This is a genomic window from Streptomyces sp. WAC 06738, from assembly GCF_003945505.1.
Classification (GTDB): domain Bacteria; phylum Actinomycetota; class Actinomycetes; order Streptomycetales; family Streptomycetaceae; genus Streptomyces.
In genome coordinates, this window is sequence record NZ_CP029618.1 from 8,052,427 (window position 1) to 8,064,315 (window position 11,889).

Here is an 11,889-nt window from a genome sequence, read left to right on the forward strand (position 1 = left end):
GTACGCCGCTCCGGCCATTTTCGTTCCCGGCCGCACGGTCTCGCCGGAAGGGGACAGACACATGCCCGCATCGCCGACCACGCTCACGATCCTCGCGCTCGCCCTGCTCGTCGCCGGCCTGCTCGCCCTCCTGGCCGGCGTCGCCACCGGGGTGCTCGCCCGCTGGGACGGCGCCTCCGCTCCCGCCGCCCTGCTGCGCGCCGGTGCCGCCTTCGGCGCGACCCTCACCGTGGCGACCGCGCTGCTCGCCCTCGTCGCCGGCGCGCTGACGTGACTCCCGCTACGCCTCCGGTTCCACCGCCGCCGTCAGCCGCGCCGCCAGCGCCGCGACCGCCGCGCGCAGCTCCGGGCCGCCCTCGACGCGGAACGCGAACGGCATCCGGGCCAGCCAGTCCCGCGCGTACATCGTCGGCGCGCTCGTGCTGCCGACCAGCACGCAGCCGTCGCCGGCCGCCTTCAGGCGGCCCATCGGCGGCCGTACCCAGCGCGCGACCTCCGCCGCCGGGGCGTCGAACGCCACCCGGGTCGGGTACTCCCAGCCCGCGCCGAGGTTCTCCTCCAGTACCGCGACCGCATCGAGGCCGTCGGGCGGGGCGAACGCGCGGGTCGTCCGGCGGACCTCGCCGATGCGGTCGACGCGATACGTGCGGATGGCGTCCGCGCGGTGGGAGCGGCACAGCAGGTACCAGCGCCCGTGGCGTACGACCACCGCCCACGGGTCGACCAGCCCCTCCGACTCCCGCCCCGACTCGCTGCGGTACGTCACCCGCACGCTCGTCCGCTCCGCGCACGCCGCGACCAGCGCGCCGGTCGTCGCCGGGTCGGGGCGGGCCGAGTTCGGGTCGGGGGCGGCAGCGGCGTGGTCCCGCAGCGTCGCCGCCTGCCGGCCGACGCTCTCCGGCAGCACCCGGATCACCTTGTCCAGTGCCTTGCCCACCAGCTCGTCCGCGTCGTCCAGCGCCGCCATGACCAGCGCCAGGGCCTGGGCCTCGGTGAAGACCACCGGCGGCAGCCGCGCGCCGCGCCCCAGCCGGTAGCCGCCGTACGGGCCGCGGGCCGACTCCACCGGGACGCCCGCCTCCCGGAGGATCCCGACGTACCGGCGCGCCGCCCGCTCGGTGACGCCCAGCTCGGCGGCGAGTTCGTCCGCGGTCACGCCGGGGCGGGCCCGGAGGAGCTCCATCGTGCGCAGGGCCCGCGCGGTGGGGCTGAGGTCGGTCGGCATCCGGGCAGGTTAGGCGGCCGTGGGATATTCCGGAAGTGGATTGTCCGGAACCGGTCGTAGCGTGTCGGGCGTCCCACCCCAGGAAGCAGGGAAACGATCATGGACATCTCCCGGTCCGCCGCCGCACGCCCGCGCGTGCTCGTCGTCGGCGGCAGGCTCGCGCAGGTGCGCAAGGCCCGGGCGCTCGGCCTGGACGTCGTGCACGTCCAGTACCCCGACGCGTACGGCAGCGGCCACTGGCCGTACGTCGACCAGGCGCTGCTGCTCGACTACGCCGACACCGGCCGGCTCCTGCCGCTCGTGCGGGCGCTGCACGCGGCGTATCCGGTACGGGCGGCGGTGTCGCTCTTCGAGCTGGGGCTGCTGCCCGCGGCCCGGATCAACGAGGCGCTCGGGCTGGGCGGCGAGTCTGTCGAGACCGTGGAACTGCTGCTCGACAAGGGGCGGATGCGCCGGCGCCTGGCCGAGCACGGCGTCAGCCCGGTGGCCGCGGCGGTCGGCCGGTCGGCGGCGGACGTCCGGGAGTTCACCGCGGCCCACGGGCTGCCGGTCATCGTCAAGCCGGTCCGCGAGTCCGGCAGCCTGGGCGTGTTCCACGTACGGGACCGGGCCGCGGCGGACACCGTCGCCGACCGCTTCCGGGCGCTCGACGGCGCGTGGACCGCGCGGGACCTCTCCGACGCCGGCTCCTTCGAGGAGTTCCTCATGGAGGAGTACCTGGACGGACCGGAGATCAGCGTGGAGACCCTGAGCTTCGACGGCCGGCACGTGGTGGTCGCGGTGACCGACAAGGAGACGGGCGGCGCCGGCTTCGTGGAGATCGGCCACGCGCAGCCCAGCGCGGTCGCGCCCGGCACGCTGCGCGACGTCACGCGGCTGGTCGCGGACTTCCTCGACGCCGTCGGGCTGCGCAACGGCCCCGGGCACACCGAGGTCAAGCTCACCTCCCGCGGCCCGCGGATCGTCGAGTCCCACAACCGCGTCGGCGGGGACCGCATCAACGAGCTGACCGAGATCGCCTACGGCGTCGACATGGAGAGCCACGCCCTGGCCGCCGGGCTCGGCGTCCTGCCGCCGCTGACCGCGGCGCCCGAGCCGCGGGGCGGTGCGGCCGTACGGTTCCTCACGCCGGAACCCGGCCGCGTCGTGGCGGTGACGGGCGCCGACGAGGTACGTGCCGACCCCGCCTGCGTCGAACTCCGGCTCGGCGTGCGGCCCGGAGCCGTGGTGTCCCCGCTCACCTGGAACGAGGACAAGGCCGGCCACGTCCTCGCCCGCGGCGCCACCGCCGCCGAGGCCGCCGCCCACGCCCGCCGCCTGGCCGCCGCGGTCCGGATACGCACCGAGCCCGCCCCGTGACCGCCGCCCGGCCGGGCCTTCCGGACGCCGCCGAGCAGCGGTTCCGCGACGCCCTGCGCGGTCTGCCAGGACGGGTGTGGATCGTGAGCCTCGGCATCCTGGTCAACCGGGTCGGCAACTTCCTGCCCGTGTTCATCGTGCTCTACCTCACCGGGCGCGGTCACTCCGCCGGCGCCGCGGGCCTCGTGCTCGGCGTCTCCGGCCTCGGCAACGTGCTCGGCAACACCCTCGGCGGCTACCTGGCCGACACCCTCGGCCGCCGCTGGACCATCGCGCTCTCCGGCGTCACCACCGCGGGGCTGACGGCCGCCGTACCGTACCTCGGGCCGCTGTCCGCCATCGTCGCCGTCGTCGGTCTCATCGGCGTCACGTCGCACGTCTACCGTCCGGCCGCCGCCGCGGCGCTGCTCGACTCGGTGACGACCGACCGGCAGCGCCTCGCCGCCTTCGGCGTGTTCCGGGCCGCGATGAACACCGGCGCCGCGCTCGGCGGGGTCGCCGGCGGCGTGCTGGCCGGCGTCTCGTACACGCAGCTCTTCCTCGCCAACGCCGCCGCCTCCCTGCTCTTCGGCGTGCTCGTGGCGGTGCTGCTGCGCGACGCGCCCCGCCCGCGGGCGGCGGAAGAAGAGCAGGCCGAACGGGCCGCCGGATACCGCCGGGCGCTCGCCGACCGCCTCCTGCTGCGCTTCCTGCTGATGACCGCGGTCGCCGAGTTCGTCTACATCCAGTCCACCGTCGGCCTGCCCCTGCACGTCACCGACGCGGGGCTCGACGCCCGCGACTTCGGCCTCCTCATCGGGCTCAACGGCCTGCTGGTGCTCGCCCTGGAACTGCCCGCGACGGGCGCGGTCGCCCGCTACCGGCCGGAGCACGTCCTCGCCGCCGGGAACCTCCTCGTCGGCGCCGGGCTCGCGCTCACCGGGCTGATGACGGACATGACCCTGCTGGCGGCGACGGTCGTGGTGTGGACGTGCGGGGAGATGATCACCAGCTCGGTCTCGTACGCCTACCTCGGCAGCCTGACCCCGCCGCACCTGACCGGCCGCTACCAGGGCCTGCACGGCGCCGCGTACACCGTGGGCACCGGTGCCGGGCCGCTCCTCGGCGGCGCCGCGTACGCCGTCGGGCCCTGGACGCTGTGGAGCCTGGTCGCCGCCGCCGGGGTGCTGTCCGCGTACCTCTGCCTGCCGCCCCGCCGCGCTCCGGCCGGCTGACGCCCCCAGGTTTCAGGAGCGGCGGGGTGCGAACTCCGTCGTGGCGAACGTCACCGCGTCGTGGTCCGTCGCGCCCTCGGTGATCCACCAGTACGCGGGCTTCTCCCCGTACAGCGCGAAGAGGGGGTCGGGCGCCCAGTTGAGGATCAGCTCGTCCCGGCCGTCCCCGTCGAAGTCCGCGGCGCCCACCGGCCGGGCGTTGCGGTCCTCCGCCTTCGTCCGCTCGCCGTCCGCGGTCCGGGCCGGACCCTCGCGCAGCACGGGCGTGCGCGCGTCGCCGTCGAGGAGCACCGCGCCGTCGTACGTCGCGACGAGCAGCGCGTCGCGGCCGTCGCCGTCCGGGTCGGCGGCGGCGAAGCCGCCGGGGCCGTAGTACGAGTCCTCGCCGGCCGGCGGCTCGGGCAGGTCGAGGACGGCGGGCTCGTCGCCGCTGCCGGGGTAGAGGGTGGCCTTGCCGTCGACCTCCGGCGCCTCCGTCTCGTAGCCGGGCTCGTTGTTGCGGCCGCCGTCGTCGCCCACGGCGACGTCGCGCTCTCCGTCGCCGTCGAAGTCCCCGAAGGCGTGGCCGCTGCCGGCGGTCAGCTCGCGGACCTCGCCGGTGAGCCCGGTGCCGGGGCGCGCCGGGTAGAGCGTGTTCGGGTCCTGCCCGCCGTCGCCGAGCCCCTGGCGCAGCAGCGCGGTCGCGCGCGGCTCGCCGGTGGCGTCGATCTCGTCGGCGGAGAGGGTGCCCTCCTCGTACGGCAGGCTCGTGTCGATGCGTGCGGGCTCGCCCGCCCGGCTGAACGGCCCGTACATCACCACCAGTCTCGCGGCGCCCGGGGTGGCCCGCTCCGGCACCGCCAGATCGTGGTGGCCGTCGGCGTCGAAGTCCCCGCGCACCAGCGAGCCCGGCTCCACGCCGGCCACGCCCGGCAGCCGCAGCGGGACCGCCTCGGGCTTCGCGGCGGGCTGTTCCGGGCCACCGAAGCTCACGTACGGCGCCTGCGGATTCCCCCTCGGGTCCTGCCGCTCGGCGGTCTCGGTGGAGGGCGTCGTCACGAAGTCGGGGAAGCCGTCGTCGTCCAGGTCGGCGGTGGTCACGTCGGCCGCGCGGAGGCCGTCCGGCCTGGGGAAGCCGGCGGGCAGGGCGGGCAGGCCGAGGTCGCGGCGTCCGTAGACCGTACGGGTCGCCGGGTCCAGGCCGTCCGCCGAGCCGTAGACGACGGCGACGCGCTCCTCTGCGGTCTGCCGGTCGTCGCCGAGGAAGACCGGTACGAGGAGGTCGCGGTGCCCGTCGCCGTTGAGGTCGTCGGGGTCCTGCGAGCCGTCGCCGGGCACCGGGGCCCGGCTCGCGGCCGGGGGCGCGGGCACGCCGGGCTCCGGCGCGCCGTCCGCCGTGGGGGACGGCCCGCCGCCCGCGCCGTCCTCACCGCAGGCGGTGAGGACGAGCAGGGGGCACAGGACGAGCGCGGGGAGCGTGGCGCGACGGATCATGTGCGCCACTGTCGCAGCGCGCGAACGGCGGCCGGCCCGCCGAACGGGCGATCGTTGCACGTTCGTTGGCATCCGCCGCCCGCGTACGGGAGGCTCCGTCAGCGCGGCAGGACGGCCTCGACGGCCGCGATCAGCGCGGCGTCGTCCGGCGTGGTCTGCGGGCGGAACCGGGCGACCGGCCTGCCCTCCGGGTCGAGCAGGAACTTCTCGAAGTTCCACTGGATGTCGCCCGCCGTGCCGTCCGCGTCCGGCGTCTGCACCAGCTCCCGGTAGAGGGGGTGCCGGTCCGGGCCGTTCACCTCGATCTTCTCGAACATCGGGAAGGTCACGCCGTACGTCGCCGAGCAGAACGTCGCGATCTCCTCGGCCGTGCCCGGCTCCTGACCGCCGAACTGGTTGCACGGGAACCCGGCGACCGCGAACCCGCGGGCCGCGTACTGCGCGTGCAGCTTCTCCAGGCCCGCGTACTGGGGCGTGAGACCGCACTTCGACGCCACGTTGACGGCGAGCACCGCGGTGCCCCGGAATCGCCCCAGCGAGGCGGGTTCGCCGGCCAGGGTGCGCAGCTCGACGTCGTAGACGCTCATGGGCAAGCAGGTCCTCTCCGCGTGCGGTCATCGCCTCGGGTACGGACTCACCCGCACCCGCCGCAAGTCTGCCATCTGCGGATGAACGGAAGGGGACCCGGTGGGCCTACGCTTCGGCTGGTCGGCACGGCACGCACACGGCGTACGGCACTGGTCACGGCGGTTATGGCGCGGAAGGGAGGGGCGCGTTGGCGGAGCTGGAGCACGGGGACCCGCGGGAGATCGGCGGGTACCGCGTGCTGAAGCGGCTCGGCGCCGGCGGGATGGGCGTCGTCTATCTCGGCCGCTCGCCCGCCGGGACGCTCGTCGCGGTGAAGGTCGTACGCCCCCGGCTGGTCGTCGACGGCCGCTACCGCGCCCGCTTCCGCCGCGAGGTCGCCGCCGCCCGCAGGGTCACGGGCGCCTACACCGCGCCGCTCGTCGACGCCGACCCGGACGCGGACCCGCCGTGGCTGGCGACCGCCTACCTGCCGGGGCTCTCGCTGGACGAGGCCGTCGGGACCTTCGGCGCGCTGCCCGCCGCCGTGGTGCGGCTGCTCGCCGCGGCGCTCGCGGAGGCGCTGGCCGGGATCCACGGCGCCGGGCTCGTGCACCGCGACTTCAAGCCCGGCAACATCATGCTCACGCCCGCCGGCCCGCGCGTCATCGACTTCGGCATCGCCCGCCCCGAGGACTCCGCGACCCTCACACAGGACGGCGCGCTGATCGGCACGCCCGGGTACATGTCGCCGGAGCAGGCCGCCGGCGGCCGGGCCGGGCCGCCCGCCGACGTGTTCGCCCTCGGCTCGGTGCTCGCGTACGCGACGGCGGGCAGGGCGCCGTTCGACGCGGGCAACCGGATCGACACGCTGCAGCGCATCCAGCGCGGGCAGGCCGACCTCGCGGGCGTTCAGGACCGCAGGCTGCGGAGCGTCGTCGCGGCCTGCCTGCGCGCGGAGCCGCGCCGCAGACCGGCCGCGGCGGCGCTGCTCGACCTGCTGGGGGAGCCCGCGGAGAGCGTGCACGGCACGCGCTGGCTGCCCGCCGCGCTCGCCGAGGAGATCGACGCCCGCAGCGCCCGCGCGCCGTGGCCGGGAGGAGGCGAGGCCGGGTCGGTACGGCCCGGGGAGGCGACCGCGGACCCGTTCGCCGAGACGGCCGCGACCGGCACGGGGGAAGCGGGGGAGTCGGGGGAGGAGGGCGAAGCCCGCGGCGCGCCGCGGCCCCGCCGCCGCGCGCTGCTCGTCGCGCTGACCGCCGCGGGCGTCGCCGGAGCGGGGGCCCTCGCCCGCCCGCTGCTGGACGCGTTCGACGACTCCCCGCCTGCGGGAGGCCGCCGCCGCCCGCGCACGGACTCCGGTGCCCGGGCCGCGCCGCCCGCCGAGGCGGCGGAGGTCTGGCGGGTACGGGCCCGCTACCGCGGTGAGAGCCTCACCGGGCTCCACGCCGCCGGCGGCGTGGTGTTCGCCCACGGCGGCGAGAAGGGCGGCGTGCAGGCCCTCGATCCCCGTACCGGCGACGAGGCGTGGCACCGCCGCTGGGGCTCCGGCGGCGACGGCGAGTTCACCACCGGCGACGGCGCCGCCTACCTCGTCGGTCCGCAGGGGGCCGGGACCCAGCGCGTCCTGGCCCTCGACCCCGCCTCGGGCGGCGAACGCTGGACGTACGCCGCGGAGTTCGGCATCTTCCACGCCGTGGCCGCCGCCGACGGCCTCACCTACGTCGCCACCGGGGGCATCGTCGCGCTGGACAGCCGCAGCGGCGACGAGCGCTGGTCCGGCGGGACCACCGCCTTCTCCTTCGCCACCGGCTCCGGGTTCGTGGTCGCCGACGACGGCGAGGAGGTCCACGCGCTCGACGCCGCCGGCGGCGGGAAGCGCTGGAGCCACCCGGCCGAGAACTCCACCGCCGTGCTCGCCGCGGACGGCCTCGTCTTCGTCTGCGACGCCTACCTCCGCCTCGTCGCCCTCGCAGCGGCGGACGGAGCCGTCGTCTGGGAGAAGGAACTCGTGTACCCCAGCACCGTCCACGCCGCCGGCGACGGCATGCTCTACCTCACCGAGGACCGCCGCTTCCACGCGTGCCACGCGGACTCCGGAGAGTCCGGCTGGTCGCTGCCGGGGGTGGAGTTCGCCGGCCTCGCCGGCGGTGCCGTGCACGTCTGGGGGACCGTTGCGGAAGACGCCACCACGGGCGGCCGTCCGCGGCTGTACGCTCTGGACCCGGCCGGCGGAGACGTCCTGTGGACGTACGGCGGCGCCGAGTACGTCCACGCCGTGGCCGCCGGCCCGGCCGGGCTGGTCTTCGCCGGTCTCCCCGACGGGTACGTACAGGCACTCAGACCCCCCACCGCACGCCGGCCGAACGGAGGCACGAGTGGAGCCCCTTGAGCCCGACGACCCCCGCTCCCTGGGAGGGCACCGCATCCTGGCGCGGCTGGGCACCGGCGCCACCGCCGTCGTCTATCTCGGCCGCTCCCGCGGCGGGCGGCTGGTCGCCGTGAAGGTCGTGCACGCCGAACGGGCCGGACGTCCCGAGGCGCGGGACCACTTCGTCCGGGAGGTCGCGGCCACCACCGCCGCGGGCGGCGTGCACAGCCCGCCGGTCGTCGCCGCCGACCCCGGCGGCCGGTTGCCGTGGATGGCGACGGAGTTCGTGCCGTCCGTATCGCTGCACGAGGCGGTGGAGCGGTTCGGGCCGCTGCCCGCCCACTCGGTACGCCGGCTGGCCGCCGGGCTCGCGGAGGCGCTGGCCGCGGTGCACCGCGCCGGAGTCGTCCACCGCGACGTCAAGCCCGCCAACGTGCTGCTCACCGCCGACGGGCCCAAGCTCGTCGACTTCGGCATCGCCGCCGCGGCGCAGCCCGCGGAGCTCGCCGGCACCCCCGGCTTCATGTCGCCCGAGCAGGTCGCGGGGGCCGTGGCCGGACCGGCCACCGACGTGTACTCGCTCGGCTCCACCCTCGCCTACGCCTACGCCCGCGGCGACACCGACACCGCCGGCCCGCCCGGCCCCGGGGACGACGCCGCCCTGCGCGAACTGATCGCCGACTGCCGCCGCCTGGACCCGGCGGAACGCCCCACGCCCGCCGCGCTCGGTGACCGCCTCGCCGCGGCCGCGGACCCCGGCGCCCCGCCGCCCGGCGCCGCCTGGCTGCCCGCGCCGGTCCTCGCGGCGATCGACGCGCACGCCGGCGAGGCCGCCAACCCGCCGCTGGCACCGACCGGTTCCCCGCGCCGCCGCCTGCTCCTCGGCGGCGCAGCGGCCCTCGCTGCCGGTGCCGGGGCCGTCGCCCTGCTCAGCCTCCGCGAGGACGACCCGGAGCCGGGGGCGCGGGACAACGCCCGCCCGGCGGCGGAGAACTCCGCCCCGCCCGCACGGAAACCCGAACCCGCGCCGCCGCCGCCCGAGCCGGTGCCGGTCGAGATCGCCCTCACCGGCGACGGGCCCGTCGAGGAGATGACGTACGCCGTCAACCGCGAGCCCGTCACGCTCAAGGACGTCAAGCTGCCCTGGCGGAAGACCGTCGAGGTCCCCCGGGAGAAGGGCAAGGCCGCCTGGAGCATCGACCTGTCCCACTACGGCGAGGTCGCCTACGAGATCCACGTCGACGGCGTGAGGAGGATGTCCCAGCGCTCGCCGGACCCCGGCCTCCCCGCCGCCATGCGCGGCCCCGGCCCGTACAGCCTCCAGGCCGGCGGCGAAACCGCCTGGAGCGCCCCGCCCGCCGACTCGAACGCCTAGAGCCCGTGCACTAGTCTCCCGGGCTCGGGACCCCTCCGGGGCGGGCATGGTTACCGTGAGGCGCAGTCACCCGGAGAAGGGGGTACCCGTCATGGCGAGCAAGATCATTCTGCTGCCGAAGGAAGTCGGCAGCCTCAGCCGCGGGCTGCCGCCCGCCGACGTGCCGCCGCAGCCGGAGACGCTCTTCGTGCTCGGTGCGAACGGCGGGATGAGCGTGGCGCCCGACGCGGACTTCACGGTGGTGTTCGGGCGCAACGAGCCTGAGGTGCACGTCTGCGTCGGCGGCGGGGACCAGCACGTCAGCCGCCGGCAGGGGATCCTGACCCGCCAGTACGCGCGCTGGGTCCTCACCAACACCGGGAAGCGGCCCATCCGTTTGCCCGACTCCCGGCTGGTGCACCGCGGTGACCAGGCGTTCCTGCCCGCCGGCTACACCCCGCTGTTCGTCGTCTCGCCCCGCCAGGACCACCTGCTGGAGGTACGGATCTCCGCGGCCAGGCCCGGCGGTGGGGCCGGGGGAACGACCGTGCAGGAGGAGTCGACCCTGAGCGACGAGCGCGAACTCGAGGACGACGAGCGGCTCGTGATCGTCTGCCTCGCCCAGCGCTATCTGCAGGGCGACCCGCAGCCGCAGCCGCTGACCTGGGCCCAGGTCGCGGACGAGCTGAAGCGGCGCGAACCGCACCGCAACTGGACGGAGAAGACGACCGCGCACATCGTCTCGGGCGTGCGGCGGAAGCTCAGCCGCAAGGGGGTGCAGGGGCTGCTGGCGAAGGAGGTGCCGCCGCCGGTGGGCAACGCGCTCAACCACAACCTCATCACCGACCTGCTGGAGACCGCGACGATCAAGAAGGAGGACCTGTCGCTGCTGGGGTCGTGAACCCGCGCGTCCGGCGGGCGGGTCAGGGGGCTCCGGGGTCGAAGGGGATGCCCGCGGGCAGGGCCTTCTCCAGGTGGGAGACGAAGGAGGAGTCCTTGAGGCCGAAGTTGGCGCTGCCGAAGTCCGTCGTGGAGAGCTTCTCGCGCAGCCCCGCGGGATAGCCGTTCCAGCCCACCAGGTCGGGGAACTGCCAGCCGCCGTGGTGGTTCTCCGGCGGCTCGTCGTTGCCGGTGGCGGGGCGGAAGGCGTGGGTGCCGACGCCGTCCTTGTGGTAGACAACCTTCGGGTGGGTGCCGTCCCACCGGATCTGGTCGCGCGGGTAGGTGTCGAAGTCGCCGTGCGCGGAGGTCGAGACGTACTGCGCCTGGTCGTCCCGGATCCACACCACCACGTGCTCCCAGTCGTGCCGGTGCCCGAAGAGACCGGTGCCCGGCAGGGCCTGGTCCTTCTCGAAGTACAGGCCGTAGACCACGGCGCACCAGCCGTTGTTGCACTTCGCGCGCGAGTAGCCGTTGGTGTTGTCCAGGTCCGCGGCGTCGCGGCAGCCGCCGTCGAGCGCGCCGCCCGGCTCCAGCCCCGGGTTGACCGTGCCGTCGGGGCCGATGGCCGGGGTGGGATAGCAGCCGTCGGTGTCGTAGTCGTACGCGGGCTGGAAGGTCTGCTCCAGGCCGTCCGCGTTGGCCGGCAGCGCCTGCGGCGGGGCGGCGGACGCCGCGGAGGCGGCGTGCGGTAAGGCGACGACGAGCGCGAACGCGCCGCCCAGGACGGCGGATACGCGGCGGATCCGGCTGCTCGACCTCATGCGGCCTCCCCAGGCGGCTTCGTGGAGCCCCGACGACCGTCATCCTCCGACCCCGGTCACCGGCCGGGCAACGGCGCAAAGCCGCCCATGGGCGACATGTGACGCGGCGATCGGGCGAAGAGCCGGTGGCCGCGCGGTGGCGCCGCGCCGTCGCCGCGGTGCGCGCGGGCCGGCCGGCCGGTCGGCCGGGTCAGCCGGTCAGCGGGATGAGGCCCGCCGGCGTCGGCTCGAAGCCGCACCCGTCGACGTAGAACGGGCGCAACTCGTCGTCGAAGTCGACGTGCAGCCACTCGCACCCGGCCGCGCGGGCACCGGCCACCGCCGCCGCGACCAGGGCGACGCCGATGCCCTCGCGCCGCCGCGCCGCGGGCACGACGGTGTCCAGGACGAAGGCGTGCACGCCGCCGTCCCAGGCGACGTTGACGAAGCCGACGAGCGCGCCGCCGTCGCGGGCGCACACCCAGCCGAGGCTGTGCCGCTCCAGTTGCGCGCGCCAGTCGATGTCCAGGACCCGGTGGTGGAAGCCCTCGGCGTGCAGGACGTTGACGTCGGCGTTGCCGAACTCGCCGCGCCACTCGTACGTGATCGTCATGGGCCGAGCGTACGGGCGCGGGGGCGAAGCCGGG

At 76.0% G+C, this 11,889-nt stretch carries 11 protein-coding genes; 6 read left to right on the plus strand and 5 right to left on the minus strand.

Annotated elements, in window-relative coordinates:
• Window positions 1–61: 61 nt before the first annotated feature.
• Window positions 62–274 carry a hypothetical protein gene (locus tag DMB38_RS34865; protein WP_125938536.1) on the plus strand — a complete coding sequence of 71 codons (213 nt, stop codon included), beginning with the start codon at window positions 62–64 and terminating at the stop codon, window positions 272–274.
• A 6-nt stretch (window positions 275–280) separates the two neighbouring features.
• On the opposite strand, the gene DMB38_RS34870 is transcribed toward DMB38_RS34865, so the two are convergent.
• On the minus strand, window positions 281–1,225 hold the full coding sequence (locus tag DMB38_RS34870; protein WP_125938537.1) for a WYL domain-containing protein: 945 nt from the start codon (window positions 1,223–1,225) through the stop codon (window positions 281–283).
• Between the two features lie 99 nt (window positions 1,226–1,324).
• Between DMB38_RS34870 and DMB38_RS34875 the strand changes: the two genes are divergently transcribed.
• Both DMB38_RS34875 and DMB38_RS34880 read left to right on the plus strand, forming a co-directional pair.
• A complete protein-coding gene (locus DMB38_RS34875; RefSeq protein WP_125938538.1) occupies window positions 1,325–2,584 on the plus strand; it encodes an ATP-grasp domain-containing protein in 1,260 nt (419 codons plus the stop codon).
• On the plus strand, window positions 2,581–3,798 hold the full coding sequence (locus tag DMB38_RS34880; protein ID WP_125938539.1) for an MFS transporter: 1,218 nt from the start codon (window positions 2,581–2,583) through the stop codon (window positions 3,796–3,798). The genes DMB38_RS34875 and DMB38_RS34880 overlap by 4 nt, the downstream gene beginning before the upstream one ends.
• Before the next feature lie 12 nt (window positions 3,799–3,810).
• On the opposite strand, the gene DMB38_RS34885 is transcribed toward DMB38_RS34880, so the two are convergent.
• Entirely contained in the window at window positions 3,811–5,271 is a 1,461-nt protein-coding gene (locus DMB38_RS34885) for a hypothetical protein (RefSeq protein WP_125938540.1), read from the minus strand.
• A gap of 98 nt (window positions 5,272–5,369) precedes the next feature.
• Window positions 5,370–5,858, minus strand: coding sequence for a glutathione peroxidase (locus DMB38_RS34890; RefSeq protein ID WP_125938541.1), 489 nt, complete (start codon window positions 5,856–5,858; stop codon window positions 5,370–5,372).
• Window positions 5,859–6,046: 188 nt separating this feature from the next.
• Here DMB38_RS34890 and DMB38_RS34895 point away from each other — a divergent pair, with 188 nt between their 5' ends.
• The 3 genes from DMB38_RS34895 (at window position 6,047) to DMB38_RS34905 (ending at window position 10,461) form a co-directional block, all read left to right on the plus strand.
• The gene (locus tag DMB38_RS34895; protein WP_125938542.1) at window positions 6,047–8,227 is read left to right on the plus strand and encodes a serine/threonine-protein kinase; all 2,181 of its coding nucleotides are present in this window, start codon (window positions 6,047–6,049) and stop codon (window positions 8,225–8,227) included.
• Complete coding sequence (locus tag DMB38_RS37615; RefSeq protein WP_164716171.1) at window positions 8,214–9,581, plus strand: serine/threonine-protein kinase; 1,368 nt, start codon at window positions 8,214–8,216, stop codon at window positions 9,579–9,581. Before DMB38_RS34895 ends, DMB38_RS37615 begins: the two co-directional genes overlap by 14 nt.
• A gap of 91 nt (window positions 9,582–9,672) precedes the next feature.
• Window positions 9,673–10,461, plus strand: coding sequence for a hypothetical protein (locus DMB38_RS34905; protein ID WP_125938544.1), 789 nt, complete (start codon window positions 9,673–9,675; stop codon window positions 10,459–10,461).
• A gap of 22 nt (window positions 10,462–10,483) precedes the next feature.
• On the opposite strand, the gene DMB38_RS34910 is transcribed toward DMB38_RS34905, so the two are convergent.
• Entirely contained in the window at window positions 10,484–11,263 is a 780-nt protein-coding gene (locus DMB38_RS34910) for an NPP1 family protein (protein ID WP_125938545.1), read from the minus strand.
• 190 nt (window positions 11,264–11,453) lie between these two features.
• The gene (locus tag DMB38_RS34915; protein WP_125938546.1) at window positions 11,454–11,855 is read right to left on the minus strand and encodes a GNAT family N-acetyltransferase; all 402 of its coding nucleotides are present in this window, start codon (window positions 11,853–11,855) and stop codon (window positions 11,454–11,456) included.
• Window positions 11,856–11,889 lie beyond the last annotated feature (34 nt).